General features: G+C 46.0%; 14 protein-coding genes and 1 pseudogene. 7 read left to right on the top strand and 8 right to left on the bottom strand.

Going from position 1 to position 14,434, the window contains the following annotated elements; all coding sequences use genetic code 11:
• Positions 1 to 236 precede the first annotated feature (236 nt).
• On the top strand, positions 237 to 2,492 hold the full coding sequence (locus CHRO_RS18035; RefSeq protein ID WP_015155667.1) for a heavy metal translocating P-type ATPase: 2,256 nt from the start codon (positions 237 to 239) through the stop codon (positions 2,490 to 2,492).
• Position 2,493: 1 nt separating this feature from the next.
• Here the strand turns inward: CHRO_RS18035 and CHRO_RS32475 are convergent, their stop codons facing one another.
• Positions 2,494 to 2,631, bottom strand: coding sequence for a hypothetical protein (locus CHRO_RS32475; RefSeq protein WP_181824193.1), 138 nt, complete (start codon positions 2,629 to 2,631; stop codon positions 2,494 to 2,496).
• Between the two features lie 33 nt (positions 2,632 to 2,664).
• Between CHRO_RS32475 and CHRO_RS18030 the strand changes: the two genes are divergently transcribed.
• Positions 2,665 to 3,957, top strand: coding sequence for a formylglycine-generating enzyme family protein (locus tag CHRO_RS18030; RefSeq protein WP_015155666.1), 1,293 nt, complete (start codon positions 2,665 to 2,667; stop codon positions 3,955 to 3,957).
• A 117-nt stretch (positions 3,958 to 4,074) separates the two neighbouring features.
• On the opposite strand, the gene CHRO_RS18025 is transcribed toward CHRO_RS18030, so the two are convergent.
• The 3 genes from CHRO_RS18025 to CHRO_RS18020 form a co-directional block, all read right to left on the bottom strand.
• Complete coding sequence (locus tag CHRO_RS18025; RefSeq protein WP_015155665.1) at positions 4,075 to 4,347, bottom strand: hypothetical protein; 273 nt, start codon at positions 4,345 to 4,347, stop codon at positions 4,075 to 4,077.
• Between the two features lie 243 nt (positions 4,348 to 4,590).
• Positions 4,591 to 4,719, bottom strand: coding sequence for a hypothetical protein (locus tag CHRO_RS34460; protein WP_015155664.1), 129 nt, complete (start codon positions 4,717 to 4,719; stop codon positions 4,591 to 4,593).
• A 332-nt stretch (positions 4,720 to 5,051) separates the two neighbouring features.
• Complete coding sequence (locus CHRO_RS18020; protein WP_015155663.1) at positions 5,052 to 5,468, bottom strand: pentapeptide repeat-containing protein; 417 nt, start codon at positions 5,466 to 5,468, stop codon at positions 5,052 to 5,054.
• A gap of 128 nt (positions 5,469 to 5,596) precedes the next feature.
• On the opposite strand from CHRO_RS18020, the gene CHRO_RS34455 reads away from it, so the two are divergent.
• Positions 5,597 to 5,725 (top strand): hypothetical protein, encoded by a 129-nt coding sequence (locus CHRO_RS34455; protein WP_256498544.1) that lies wholly within the window; start codon positions 5,597 to 5,599, stop codon positions 5,723 to 5,725.
• Between the two features lie 20 nt (positions 5,726 to 5,745).
• On the opposite strand, the gene CHRO_RS18015 is transcribed toward CHRO_RS34455, so the two are convergent.
• The 3 genes from CHRO_RS18015 to CHRO_RS18005 all read right to left on the bottom strand — a co-directional run bounded on the left by CHRO_RS18015 (position 5,746) and on the right by CHRO_RS18005 (position 10,641).
• Positions 5,746 to 6,771, bottom strand: a complete 1,026-nt coding sequence (locus tag CHRO_RS18015; RefSeq protein WP_015155662.1) for an MFS transporter — start codon at positions 6,769 to 6,771, stop codon at positions 5,746 to 5,748.
• Between the two features lie 88 nt (positions 6,772 to 6,859).
• On the bottom strand, positions 6,860 to 7,810 hold the full coding sequence (locus CHRO_RS18010) for an ABC transporter substrate-binding protein (protein WP_181824192.1): 951 nt from the start codon (positions 7,808 to 7,810) through the stop codon (positions 6,860 to 6,862).
• Between the two features lie 92 nt (positions 7,811 to 7,902).
• Complete coding sequence (locus CHRO_RS18005) at positions 7,903 to 10,641, bottom strand: TonB-dependent receptor domain-containing protein (RefSeq protein WP_015155660.1); 2,739 nt, start codon at positions 10,639 to 10,641, stop codon at positions 7,903 to 7,905.
• Positions 10,642 to 11,023: 382 nt separating this feature from the next.
• Between CHRO_RS18005 and CHRO_RS33450 the strand changes: the two genes are divergently transcribed.
• The 4 genes from CHRO_RS33450 (at position 11,024) to CHRO_RS35075 (ending at position 14,055) form a co-directional block, all read left to right on the top strand.
• On the top strand, positions 11,024 to 11,494 hold the full coding sequence (locus CHRO_RS33450; protein WP_041462523.1) for a helix-turn-helix domain-containing protein: 471 nt from the start codon (positions 11,024 to 11,026) through the stop codon (positions 11,492 to 11,494).
• 57 nt (positions 11,495 to 11,551) lie between these two features.
• Positions 11,552 to 11,902, top strand: a complete 351-nt coding sequence (locus CHRO_RS33445) for a transposase (RefSeq protein WP_219335947.1) — start codon at positions 11,552 to 11,554, stop codon at positions 11,900 to 11,902.
• A gap of 165 nt (positions 11,903 to 12,067) precedes the next feature.
• On the top strand, positions 12,068 to 13,840 hold the full coding sequence (locus tag CHRO_RS17990) for an SDR family NAD(P)-dependent oxidoreductase (RefSeq protein ID WP_342669341.1): 1,773 nt from the start codon (positions 12,068 to 12,070) through the stop codon (positions 13,838 to 13,840).
• Entirely contained in the window at positions 13,837 to 14,055 is a 219-nt protein-coding gene (locus CHRO_RS35075) for a TubC N-terminal docking domain-related protein (protein ID WP_015155658.1), read from the top strand. The genes CHRO_RS17990 and CHRO_RS35075 overlap by 4 nt, the downstream gene beginning before the upstream one ends.
• Here the strand turns inward: CHRO_RS35075 and CHRO_RS31250 are convergent.
• A pseudogene (locus tag CHRO_RS31250) lies at positions 14,000 to 14,375 on the bottom strand (IS4 family transposase); the annotation flags it as partial. The gene CHRO_RS35075 and the pseudogene CHRO_RS31250 overlap by 56 nt on opposite strands.
• Positions 14,376 to 14,434: the final 59 nt, after the last annotated feature.

Below are 14,434 nucleotides of genomic sequence, written 5' to 3'. Positions count from 1 at the left end.
TTTGTGACCTGAACTTGTGCTAATAGTAGAAAGCACATGGATAGTTCATCTCAGCTCAAAAGCTGAAAAACGGCACATAGCCCGTCCAATGAACTCTGAGTTTATGCAGGAATCAATCGTAACTGTCAAGAAGAGTTTATCCTTCTTGCGGTTCTTGCTTAATTCCTGCATTTTTGTAAAAATCCCCTTAATAATCAAATAAAAAAGTTGTGGATGTTTAATAAGGCGAAAATAATATGCTGCAAGCAATCCAGCCTGAGTCCATAGAAGAGCGATCGCTAGAATATGAAGTCATCCACACAATTGAGGGTCGCTGGCGCATCCGCGTTCCTCGGTTAATCGATGACTCAGAGTATGCTAGTAAACTGAAATGGTTATTTGATACTTTCGAGTTTGCAATTTACGTCCGAATTAACTGTCTGGTTGGTTCGCTCGTGCTGGAATATGATGTTTGTGCCATTGCTCCCACACAATTAAAAGAGAAAATTGGCACTGCCATTCAACAGGCTTACGTTATCGAATTACCTGTGGCGGCAGCACCCGAACAACTCGACCAAAGACCCGAAATCGATTGGGTAGAACGCCTGGGTTTGCCGATGTTAGGGTTGTCTCTATCTTTGCTTGCCAATCAACTAGCAATGCCAATTCCGGCAATCTTGGTAGGCGGAGCCGTGGTTGCCGCAGCTTTACCGTTTTTGACGCGAGTGTTCGAGACGACGGTAAAAGAAAAGCGACTAGATGCCGACCTGCTCGATGCGCTATGGATTAGTCTTTATACTGCCAAAGGCGATTTTGTTGCTCCGGCTTTGATGGTCAGCATGATTGAATCTGGCGAGTTATTACGCGATGTCACCGCCAGCGCCTCAGATCGACAAGCATTAGATTTGGTGAATAGTTTGGGTGAATATGCCTTAGTAGAACAGGACGGAGAAGAACGGCGAGTTCCGCTCAAAGAAGTACAAATAGGCGATCGCGTTGTTGTCTACCCAGGTAGCATAATTCCTGTCAGCGGTCGCATCCTGCGGGGTAAAGCTTTAATCGACGAACACAAACTTACTGGAGAATCTACCCTTGTTTCCCGCTGTGAAGGGCAGGTAGTACACGCCTCTACTTTATTAGTAGAAGGAAAGCTTTGCGTTCTGGTCAAACGGGTTGGTGATAGTACCCGCATTGGTGTTGCATTCCAGTTAATGCAAGCCGCTCCCGTCCACGATACCCGCGTAGAAGATTACGCCTCAAAACTCGCCAATGCTGCCGTATTACCTACCTTGGGCTTGAGTGCCTTGATTTTTGCCGTGACGCGAGACTTCTCTAGGGCAGTGGCTCCCTTACACCTCGATTTCAGCCAAGGCATTCGGCTTTCCGTTCCCACCACAGTGATTTCTGCACTCTCCTATGCAGCACGCAATGGCGTATACATTCGTAGCGGCAGGGCATTGGAAATGCTAGCGCGGGTCGATACCATCGTATTTGATAAAACGGGAACGCTGACGCAAGGCAATCCGGCTGTCGTGGCAATTCGTACCGCTAGCGATCGCATTGACGCAGATCGAGTCCTGACAGTCGCCGCCTCCGCCGAGCAAACCAACACCCATCCCGTTGCCGACGCGATCGTCCGCTACGCCGAAGCTAACGGCATCGAACGGCAAAAGTGCGAAGTTTGGGATTATCAAATTGGCTTAGGTATTGTTGCTCAAATTGCCGGACAAAGAGTGCTAGTCGGTAGCGATCGCCTAATGCGGCAAGAGGGCATTGAGTTGAATGCATTTCACGCTCGATATCCTGACATCACGTCCGGCAACCACTCCCTCGTCTACGTGGCGCAAGATAGCGAACTGCTGGGGGCAATTTTATATACCGATCCCGTGCGTCCAGAAAGCCATAGCGCCGTTGCTGCTCTTAAAGCTCAACGTTTAGATATTTATACACTCAGCGGCGATCGGCAGCGCGTTGCGAATGAAGTCGCCGAAAAATTAGGCATAGAGCCTGACAATACCTATAGTTCCTGTTCGCCCCTCCAAAAAGTTGAGATCGTTCGCCAACTGCGCGATAGTGGATGCACGGTGGCATTTGTAGGCGAGGGCATTAACGATGCTGCGGCGCTTGCCTATGCCGATGTTTCGATTTCGATTGCCTCTGGAAGTGACATTGCACGGGAAACAGCAGATGTGTTGCTGCTAGACGACGACTTGCGAGGACTGACAAAAGCGATTGAAATTGCCAAAAGGTCAATGGATATCGTTTACCAAAATACAGCTTTAGTTGCCATTCCCAACATTGGAGTTGTACTTGCAGGTATTTTCTTCGCCTTAAACCCAGTTCTCTCAGTCATTATCAGCAACGGTTCTGCCCTCCTTGCCGAGTTGAATGCTTTGCGCCCGCTATTCGATGCGGAAGACGATCCGATCGCCAAAATCTCCACCGCTAAGTTTTCTAACTCCAACACGAGCAATGACATTCCAGATTTCTCACCTCTGATGGCAACTGTCTGAATCAGCGATTGGTTATCAGTGACCAGTGACTAGTTATCAGCGACCTGTTACCAGTGGTAATGGGTAGTTGGTAGTTGGTAGTTGGTGGTTGGTGGTTGCTCCCCCTGCTTCCTTGTCTCCCTTGTCTCCCTTGTCTCATAAAAATTCTAGCCCTTAGCCCCTAGCCCCTCCTATGGCTAAATGTCCTGTTTGCCAGACGGAATACATTGAAGGCGAAATTGAAAATTGCCCTGTCTGCCATTGGCAACTCCAGCCTTACCCATTTTTAGTTAGCTTACTGCCAGATTGGATCGAGCAAGAGAAAGTCAAACTAGAGTGGGCGCGGAAACAGTGGATGGCAACTAAGTTGCAAAAAGAACAAATGCATCAGTTGCAACTGCAAATCAAACAAGCCAGACAAAAAGAATCTCATCTTCAGTTTCAGCTAGAACAATCGCTCCAAGAGCGATCGCGCTTGCAAAGCAAATTGTCTCAAGTCGATCGAGAGCGATCGCAACTACAAGTAGAGTTAGAGCGCGTACCATCATTACTGCTGGAGAGCATACCTACTAGCAGATCGGAATTTTCTTTCTCTGTCCTAACCTTAGACGATCGCGGCAAACAAATCGATCGTCATACCAGCTTTGCCCAATCTTGGAGCGAGCAACTGGGAGATGGGATCGAGTTAGAAATTGTTTCAATCGCATCTGGTACGTTTTGGATGGGTTCGCCTCCGAATGAAGAGGGACGGGAAGCCAACGAAGGACCGCAGCACCAAGTTACGGTCAAATCTTTTTGGCTGGGAAAATATCCAGTCACTCAAGCTCAGTGGCAAGCAGTCGCGGCTTTACCTAAAGTCGAACGATCGCTCAATCCCGATCCTGCTCATTTTAAAGGCGAAGATTTACCCGTAGAACAAGTCACTTGGTACGAAGCAGTTGAGTTTTGTGCCAGACTCAGCCGCAAAACTGGACGCGAGTATCGGTTACCCAGTGAAGCCGAGTGGGAGTATGCTTGTCGGGCGATCGCCTCGACTAAATTCGATCTGAGTCAGGCAGCGTTTAAATACACTGAGGATCGAGAAATCTTTAAAGCACAGGCAACAAAGCCATTTCACTTTGGCGATACGATCGTTTCTGATGTTGCTAACTACGACGGCAACTATACTTACCGCTCTGGAATCCGAGGAACTTATCGACAGCAAACAACTCCTGTAGGTAGTTTTGGTGTCGCTAATGCCTTTGGATTATACGATTTGCACGGTAACGTCTGGGAATGGTGCGCCGATCCTTGGTACTCCAATTACAAAGGCGCTCCTACCGATGGTAGCGTTTGGGATTTTGGGGGAGACAACAGCCAGAGACTACTACGAGGCGGTGCTTGGTACTGTATTCCAAAGCTCTGCCGTGCCGCACAGCGCCACTGGGATCGAGCAGATAATGGTGGTAGCGGTATCGGTTTTCGCATCGCCTGTTCCTTTGTTTAGGGAGCAGGGTGTAGTGAGTGGCTAGTGGCTAGTGGCTGGTGGCTAGTAGTAAATAGGGTGTGGAAGTGTGGGAAGTGTGGAAGTGTGGGGTGTAGTGGATTGTTAACTGGTTAGGAGTCACTGCTCCCGGCTCCCGGCTCCCGGCTCCCGGCTCCCTGCCTCAGCTGGTACTTCTGCCTGTTTGTAATGAGGCTCCTCGTCGCTACTTTTGTTAGTCTTGCCAGCAGTCTGCTCTTTTTTGGCTTCAGTCACCAACTCTTGCATGTATTCCTGGGCTTGGTGGCTAAACTCCTGCACTCGATCCATGCTTTCTAAACCCCAAACGATAAAAGCTTTTGCCAATGCTCTAGTTGATTCTGCAAGAGATTTATTGAGGTCGTCAGAACTCATATCGGTTAGTCTCAAACTAGATTTTAATTCTGTTTTATCTGTATTTAAAGGCGATCGGTGCTTTTGTCAGTATATTTCGATATTAAAAATACACGACGGCTTTTTCCAGCCAGCTATTTAACAACCAAAATAGGCTTTAGATCGCATATTTAATACTACACCATTCTCGTAGAGAATCGCGCAGTTTCGATCGCAAACTTTTGCCGAGCGCGAGTTCTATTTAAAAGAGGTCAGCCTATTATGTTAGCAATGTTTGGGCTGCCTGAGTTTGAGTTTGTTCAATGCAGATCGCTTCTCAACTGTCCACAACACAGCTACGGTAATCGCGATCGCCATAATTCCCAAGCCGATACAAATAGCTAGAGTTTCCATATCTCACACTTCCTCTGCTTCAAATTTTGTTTGTTAATCGCGTAAATAGATTTTGATTATATACATAAGTTAATATTTCTGCAAAAATGAATACTTAAGTACTAGCTTTAGCTATTTTTTCACAGAGGCAAAGCCACAGCAGCTTTGATTTTCGATCTTTTTCAACCGCTCGCACGCTTAATTTTTGACAGTAAATCTTTAGAAATAATACAGATTTACACAAGTGCGAGCGATGCTTATTAAAGGAATTGAATATACTTATATACTTAGCATTTAATATCAAAAGCTGTTTTCTATCTAATGAGGTAAGCCAAAGACTGTGGTAGTAAAATCTATCCACGGATCGAGCCATCAGGCATAGTTGTTTTAAAAAACTTAGCTTGGGAAAAGTTAGTACGATTCGCGATCGCGGCGTGAAGATTAGCACCGCTTAAATCGGCTTCGCTCAGATCGGCTCCAGTTAGATCGGCTCCACTCAAACTAGCTCCCGTCAAGTTTGCGCCAATAAGATATGCATTGTTGAGATTAGCACCACTGAGATCGGCATCGGTTAAATCGGCAATATTGAGGTTAGCCCCAGTCAAGTTTGTAGCACAGAGATTAGCTTTACTTAAATTGACAGCGCACAGATAAGCTCTGATTAACGTAGCTCGACTCAGGTTTGGCATAACTCCCCCATTCTTTTTGCGCCAATCATTCCAAACTGCTATTCCTTGAGTTAGTAGAGCAAGTTGCACCGGATCTGCCATTTTATTGCCTTAACCTGAGGGAGTCTTACGCTCTTTAAGTCTAAGTTACAACGTCTAAGTTACAACGTCTAAGTTATAACTCAAGTGGAAAGCAGCGTGAAGCATACTAACTGCTCGATTTAGTCATTATGCCGCAAGTCCTTCAACAGATGGCGGCGGACGCGATCGCACTTGATGTTCTGGGAATTTCTAAAGTGCATTTCGCCGCTCATTCAACAGCGGATGGAGCAAGCAAAGCTACTGCTGACGACTACTGACTTAGCGATCGCCGCGATTTCTAGGCATGATGGTCGGGTACGAGGCTTTCCACGTCACGTAATACTGGAAAGGCATACCCTCCAAAGCCAATCAGCATACTACAGCAAGAAAAGAGACTATATTGCAGTGCCATCCCAGCACCATTACCAGTGCCGAACAAACCACCAAATATTCCAGCCATGCTACCTCCTGGCATCATCGGTGGCTCAAAAAAATAGTCAGCTAATGGTTCGGCGATCGCTAACCCTAACGGTGTAGTAACCTGGGCAATCAGATAGCGGGAGGCGAAGACTCGCCCTTGTACATCTGGTTCCACCTTCGACAGCCAAATTGCTTGATTGGAACTATCGATCGCCGGAGAAACGAAAGCTGCTAAAAAGCCAGCCGTCATCCAATGCCACGCTACACGTCCTAAGCCAAAGATGATTTTACCCAAGCTCATCAGTGCTATACCAAATAACAGACCGTGAATGCGGTGTTTGGGTCCACCCCAAACACTCAACCCCTTAGCACCCACTAAACCACCTATGCCGATCGCGAATTGCACGCTAGCTAAGACTGCGGCATCATTTGCCGGAGCCATGATGTAGGAGCCAAAATAGGTGACATACGAACTCATCGCCGTAGCACGAGTGTAATGTCGCGGCGGAACGATCGCCGACATAGAAGCTGAGAAGGCTAGACTTTGGATATAGCCGAACAGTCCGTTGATAGCAGCAGTGATGTAGAAATGCCAGATTTCTAAGCGCCCGGTCAACAACAACAGTAGAATGGCAATGGTAGAAATTCCTGCTGCTGTGTCGCCCCCCATCATCAATTGCTTGCGATTCCAGCGATCGACGAGTAACCCAGCAAAAGAGGCAGCAACTAATTTTGGTGTATATGTAAAAAAGAAAATTAAGGATAAGGGCGTTGCTTGACCTGCAATCTGCCAAGCCCAGATTGTGATGGCGAAGTTAGTCATCTCAGAGCCAAGGATCGAAGTCATCTGACCGATCCACAAAATTAGGAAAGTGCGTAAGCTAGTTGGTTGTTCTGGCTGCAAGAAATGGCTCTCCCGCTCGTTAGGTGGGCAATGCCCACTCTACATTTAAATTTACTTTTGAATTTTGAATTTTGAATTTGTTAGACGGCTAGCTTTTTTCCGCTACTAGATATTTAAATAAGTCATCCAGAATTCGATTTGCCCCTAAAATGTTGCTGCCGAGATGCCAAACCTCAGCGTCCACTTGATACACCTGTCCTTTTTGGACGGCATTCAGTTGAGAAAAGAGCAGATCTTTTGCAAACTGGTTAACCGTAAAACTACCTGGGACTTTATCTGAATCGACGCTGAGCAGGAAAATCGCATCGCCATCTATACTATTAATGTCTTCCCGCGATACTTGTTCCCAGGATTTCCCCCTCACGTCTTGAGCTGGGGGACGAGCTAAACCTACATCCTGCAACACTGAACCAGGAAAGCTGTCTTGCGTATAAAAAGCTATCCAACCTTCAGTTGTAATAACTACAGATACCTGTATATTACTAGGTTGAGTTTTGAGCTGTTGTTGGAGTTTTGCTACTCGCCGATCGTAATCGTCAAGGAGTGGCTGAACGGCATCAGCGCGATCGAGCGCTTGGGCATAGAGTTGGAGTTCTTGCTTCCACTGTCCGTCAGTGCTATTTCCTGCTGTTAAGACCGTGGGGGCAATTTGCGATAACTTGTCATAGATTTGTCTATGAGCCATCGTATTGCCCAAGATCAAATCCGGCTGGAGGCGCAGAATTGCCTCAAGGTTAGGTGGGGTTTTACCTACAGGCGTAATACCTGCCGCGCGATCGCCCAAATAGGCTGGCAAAGAATCAGTTCTGGGAAGACTGGAGCCGATCGGTTTAACACCCAACGCTAAAGCAGCATCGAGGGGGGCTGTATCCAGCACCACCACCCGCTGCGGCTGAGCTGGAACTTTAGTCTCCCCCATTGCGTGTTTTATGACTCGTGCGGTTGCGCCTGATGTAGACACAGAATTAGCAATCTTGTTATTGCTGGGCAATTCTTGGGAAGTATTGCTAGCACACGCATAGACTGTTAAAACTGTCAAGAACATCAGTAAAGTGAAACGAAGCAGATGGTACGCTCGCTTGCATCTTGACCGCAGTTGCATAAAACGAAGACTCATATGGAAAATTCGATTTAAAATTCGATTCTATAGCGCAGGCTGAGCGTTCTGCCTCTAGCAGCTTCACGCACAACTTCCCTAATTCCAGTACCATCTTGAGAACTGACGGGTAAATATTGGTTATCCAACAAGTTCTCAATCCCCAACTCCAATTTTCCTTGACCAATTTGAACGCTGCTGATGAAATCTAATGTCGTGTAACCGTCGATTTCAAATTCCTCCACCTCGTCATCAAACGCGCGATCGCGATTTCCTACAACTAACATTTGCAGGCGATTCCGCCATCCAGGTAGAGTTTCATTTTCCACATAAGCTGTTAACTTCAGCGGTTGAACGTCCAAGCTGCTCAAAGCCAGCCAGTCTATTCCATCATCGGGAAAATCTGCCTCACCCTCATTCCAAGTAAAGCTGCTACCAAGACTCCAGCGATCGCTTGGTTGCCAATCAAGGGTTGCTTCAACTCCATAGTTACGCTGCGGTCCCCGGGCTGCATTTGTCAAACCACTGGGTGCAATGACCAGATTTTGTCCTAGATCGGAATGGTTGTAGAAAGCAGCAAGACTTGTTTGCACGCTTCCCCAGTCACCGCGCACCCCAATCTCGTAATTATTTACCTTCTCCGGTTCCAACAGTGCATCATCTTCAACATTAAATCCTGCCGTCGCTTGACCGAGATAATCCAGACTGGGAACGGCAAAACCCTGAGCGAAGTTGGCAAATAAACTGATTTCTGGCGTGACTTTATAGACCGAGCCAAAATTAAAAACTATGTCGTCAACTCTGTTAGAACCACCCGCAACTGAAGCTGGCGGATTGTCGAAGTCTGAGAATGGGTTAGCGAGAAAGTCATCGACCTCAAATCCAATCGTTTCATATCGCAGTCCACCACTGAGCAACCATTTTTCGCTCAAGTCCCACTGCAACTGAGCAAATAGACCGAGATTGTCCAGTTCAAAGGGAGGAACCTGAGTTGCAGTCCCCAGGAGATTCGCCTCTCGTCGCTCGTCGAAAGCTACAGGGTCGATGACAAAAAAGGGCTGGTCGCTATCCTCTTTCAGATAATCTGCACCCCATAACAAGCGTGCTGACTCAGAGAAGGGGGTTTGAATCTGCAATCGAGCGCCCCATTTGCTAGAGTCAAGACTAGTTTGAAAGATCCCAGGAATAAACGGTGGAACATCACCAAAGAAAGTTCTCACATCCTGAATTTCTTGATTGATTTGGCTGTCTTGATAGTAAAGTTGCAAGTCTACCTGAGAGCCTAACAGATTTTCATGGCTGTATCTTAAATTGGCAAACTGATTTGTTTGTCGGCTCGGTTCTTCTTGGTCGATTTCACCCACGCGCAACGCCCTAGCTGTTTGTAGTCCAGGGGTATCTAAAATACTCGGGTCTGAAATAAATTCGCTGTCGCTGCGATCGTTATAAATGTCGTAGGTCAACTCCAGCCGTTGCTGTTCGTCAAGATCGATACCGACCTTAGCCAGCAAGTTTAAGGTTTCCGTATCCACAATATCGTTGGGTGGAATGCGATTCCCCTCGGCATCGAACCAACTACCATTTGTCTCTAAAGACGTGTTGATCCGGTAGTCTACATTACCTTCATTCCCTGCCAAACCATACTTCAGGGTATAGCCAAAAGATTCTCCTTGTAGTTCGCCCAGATCGGTACGCGCCCCTACGACTAACTCTGACTGAATTCTTTCGTCAGTCGGTTGACGAGTAATAATATTGATGACTCCACCCGTTGCGCCCTGACCGTAAACGGCGCTGGGACCGCGCACGACCTCGATCCGCTCGATCGCTGAGGGGTCAATGGCATTGAGTTGGCGATCGAAACCAGCACTCGTATTTTGAACGACTCCATCGATTAAAATTAGCGGCGGACGACCCCGCAGAGTTTGCAGACGACCAGTCCGGCGGTTTTGGGTCGGCGGACCAAAGCCAGGAACCGCCTGACCGAGAATATCTGGCAAATTCCTTGTCACAGAGGTCTGAGTTTCGATCTGTTCGCGAGTAATTGTCGTCACCGATCGCGGCACGTTCTGTAGTAATTCTTCTACACGACTAGCAGTCACGACAATATCGAGTTCCTCTGCCTCTGCTTGAGCCGCTGGTTTTTCTGCTGGTTGAGGTTGAGTCTCCGGTGTCTCTGGTGTTGGTGCGGGTACTTGACCTGTTTGAGCCGTTGGGGTCAAACTGAAAATCAGCCCTTCATTAGCACTCTCAAACACCTCAACTTTCGGTACTGCTGCCGTTCCTATCACCCGCACCTGAATGGTATTGTCATTCAGATTCACGACTCTAATTGCAGAAATGCCCTCAGCCGGATTGTCAGCCTGAAACTCTTTGCCCTCTGGTAGAACGAGCTGGGCGTTGGCAACGTTGGAAATTAAGGTAGCTTCCTCGCTGGTAGTGGAGAATTCCAGCTTTTGCGGAGCAGCTGTCTCTAAGATAACTTCCAGCCCCTTATCAGTTGGGATCAGCCGCACACCCTTGACTTGTACGATCGCACTCGCTGGCGCTAACGGAGAAGCTTGAGATAGGGACTGTACGGTTTTGTGAGGCTGTTTTACCTCACGCAGACGCGCAGCTAAAGGATTTTGTGGCGATCGCACTTTTGCCGCGACAGGCAGCGATCTCTGATGGGAATATTTGGCAACTTCCTCAGGAGACTTTGGTGATGCCATTGCTGTCGGCATCATACCAACACTGAGCAGTGCTACACAGGAGAGCAATAAATGCAGCTTCATGACTTTACCTCACACCCTATCTACCTAAACTGTTGCACCGTATGTCATCGTCAAAAGCATTGATGACAACTGGGAACGAATAAGAGTTGTCAACCACACAAAAAACTCACCCACACACAAGCTTGGGAGTAACGACTGTCTTTTCAATCCGGTTTCCTCACGTCTAGTCAATCCACTTAAATCATTCTCAAATCTAAGTCGATATTATTGCGAATATTTTTTATAAGCTTGAGCAGAATAGAACAATTTGCGGGTCAATGTCAAGTTAGTAACAATTCAAAAACAGCAGTTTTTATACATAAATCTGCAATAAATACACCCGTAATACCATTTTACTTTAAAGATGCTACAGATAGTAGGAGGTATCAAAAGGTGAAATGCTATGTCTGGCGTGGTTAAAATTGACATCATTGAATCAGTTGAAGAGCTGAAAACGTTATTAGCGGCACAAACAACAGCTTTTGGCAAGGAAAGAGTACAAGCATTATATCTGCTGAAAACAAAACAAGTCGAGACAGTACAACACTTGGCAGCAATTCTGGGACGGAATCGAGTTACAGTTCAACGTTGGTTACGCTCTTATCGTAGTGGTGGACTATGCCAATTGTTGTCCCAACACAAAAGCCAAGGGAGACCGATGGTGAGATCAGCAGAGGCGATCGCATCGTTAAAAGAAGTGCAGTTATGGTTCAAAACTGTACTAGGAGTTGAAGCAAATTATCACGTTGTTCACCGTTTAGTTCGTGACAAGCTAAACGCCAAACTGAAATCATCACGACCACGTAGTAGCGAACAGAACCAAGAAGAACTTAATAAGTTTAAAAAAAACTGCCAAGCCTTTTGCAAACAATAGTTACATCTCTAGGCAGTCAAGGAATAGAAGAGAGTCAATTACGCTACTGGTGTCATAATGGTATCTCGATTTGGGCTAAAAACTATTGAGCGCCGACTGCTCACAGGTTTTGGCGTTAAACCAATCGGAATCGGACAATGGAAACTTGAGAATTATTACCTTTACGGCATAGTTGAGCCAACAACAGGTTGTCGCTTTTTCTACGAGTTTTCTCACTTGGACACTACCTGCTTTCAAGCTTTTTTAGAGTTATTTTCTCAGACTTATCCCAAAGATTTTCACATTATACAACTTGACAACGGCTCCTTTCACAAAGCTGATGATTTAACAGTACCAGACAACATGCTCTTGTTATTCCAACCATCACATTGCCCAGAACTCAACCCAATTGAAAGGTTATGGCAGTAGTATCTCAAGAGTTTTTTAGGTTGGCAGTTGTTCAATAATCTGGATGAATTGAGAGATAAAGTTCGGCATATTCTGAATTCTTTCACACCAGAAATCGTTGTTAGCTTAACAGGTTGGAATTATATTCTCCAAGCTTTATCTGTAGCAGGTATTTCATAAAATGGTATAAAAGAGGGTGTCTACAGCTTGAATCCGCAACAAGCGCCAGATTACGAGGCTTTGCTGCAAGCACTGCACGCCCGACAGCAGTTTCCAGATTCTGTTATTCATCTGTGGACGATCGCACCCTATACCCAGATAGCGTTGGATGTTGAAATATTTGAGCGATCGCAAGTTAGAGGATTCTATAGTTTGCTGTTTCTCACTCAAGCATTGGGGAAGCAAAATTTGGGCGATCGCTTGCAATTAACGGTTGTCTCTAACCATCTTCACGGCGTGACGGCAGAAGAAATTGTGTCTCCAGAGAAAGCGACTGTATTGGCAGCGGTGAAGGTAATTGGGCAAGAATATCCCAATATTAATTGTCGCAGTATTGATGTGATGATTTCTGATGCGGAGAAGCTAGTGGAGCGGTTGTTGGGGGAGTCGATCCCAAGTCAAGCAGAAGATTTGGTGTCACGCATTAGCCGAAGGCGAAGCGAAGCGTTAGACGCAAAGGCGCAAAGGGCGCTTAAGGTAGATGTGTCTGATGATGTGGCGATCGCTTATGGAAAGGGACAGCGTTGGGTACAAGCGTTTGAATCAGTTAAGTTACCAAAAACAAATACATCTGCACTCCTTAGAACGGGTGGAGTATATCTGATTACTGGTGGACTTGGCAATATTGGATTGGTGTTGGCGGAGTATTTGGCTAAGAGTGTCAAGGCGAAGTTGATTCTGACGGGGCGAGCGGTTTTTCCGACGAAAGATGAGTGGGAAAAATGGCTAGCTACTCACGATGAAGATGATGAAATTAGTGGCAAAATTCGGAAAGTTCAACGGTTAGAAACATTGGGCGCACGGGTGATGGTAGCTGCTGCTGATGTGGCTGACATCCAACAAATGCAAGCTGTTATCGCTCAAGCTGAGTCGCAATTTGGTCGATTGAATGGTGTGATTCATGCTGCTGGAGTTTTGGGAGAAAGCTCGTTTAATACTATTGAAAAGATTGAAAAAATACATTGCGATCGCCAGTTTCAATCGAAGGTTTATGGATTATTGGTATTAGAAAAGATTTTACAGGAAAAACAACTAGATTTTTGCTTGTTGATGTCTTCTCTTTCTTCTGTTTTAGGAGGCTTGGGTTCTGTTGCTTATGCGGCTGCAAATCTGTTTATGGATGCTTTTATCCATCAGCAGAAGCGAAATAATTCGATTCCTTGGATTGGTGTAAACTGGGATATCTGGCAGTTTAAAAATAACAAAAATATTTTTACTAGTGCTAGTTTGGCTGAATTCGCGATCGCACCGGAAGAAGGTATGGATGCTTTGCAACGAATTTTATCCCAAGATGAATTCGAGCAGGTAGTTGTTTCAACGGGAGATTTACAAAGCAGGATCGATCGCTCGATTCAAGTGAAACTACGCGAACCGGATATTCCCCAGCAAGACAGTTTATCCTCGGCATACTCTAGACCGAATTTACCGAATTGCTATGTCGCGCCGCGCGATCGCCTGGAACAAATAATTGCTAACCTCTGGCAACAACTTTTCGGGATCGAGCAAGTAGGAATTCACGATAACTTTTTCGATCTGGGTGGTGAATCGATTAATGGGATGACATTTATCAACCAGTTCCAAAAACAACTGGGGCAGATCGTGCATATTTCAGCAATTTTTGAAGCGCCAACTGTTAACGAATTTGCTGCATACTTGCAGAAAAAATATCCTGAAGCGCTCGCGAAAATGTTGAAACTCGAAACAGTTCTGGTAGGCGATCGCGAGGAGGGAGAACTATGAATATTGATGAGTTTTTATCCTACTGCCGCAGTCTAGATATAAAAATCTGGCTCGATGGCGCACGATTGTGTTATAGCGCTCCGACGGAGCGCTTTTTGACAACTCTAAGATTGCTTCTTGGCTGTCTTGGCGGAATTTTTTCAGCCAAGATGTCTGCAATCAGCTTGGTGAAAAAAAAGGTAATTCTTCTGGTTGGAGATCTTGAAAATCACTAATCGCGCGTCGAAGGACTTTAAGCGTACCAGTAAAACCCAAGCGTAGCGGCGCTATTCCAGCTTGTTGGGCAGCAGTAAACATTAAATGTCGCACGGCATAATGACCCAAAAGCCAGTCATAAATTTCTTGAACAACTTCACGAGGTTTGAGAGAGCGGATGGGAGTTTTGCGTCCATTCAAATGGGTTTTAAGTTCATCAAGTGTGTTTTCTATTTCAAGAGCGTTGATGGTATTCAGTAGCTAGTAATGAAGCCGGAAACAGGGCGATATCTAGCAAACTAGAAATCAGACGATACGTTTGTTGCTGCTCACCTGTATCACTCGTGTAAGCTGTTCCACATATAAATTGCATAAAATGGAAATTAAATAAGCGCGTGA

Source organism: Chroococcidiopsis thermalis PCC 7203, assembly GCF_000317125.1.
Lineage (GTDB): Bacteria > Cyanobacteriota > Cyanobacteriia > Cyanobacteriales > Chroococcidiopsidaceae > Chroococcidiopsis > Chroococcidiopsis thermalis.
Note: the sequence above shows the minus strand (reverse complement) of the source record. Positions and strands in the feature narration are given on the sequence as shown.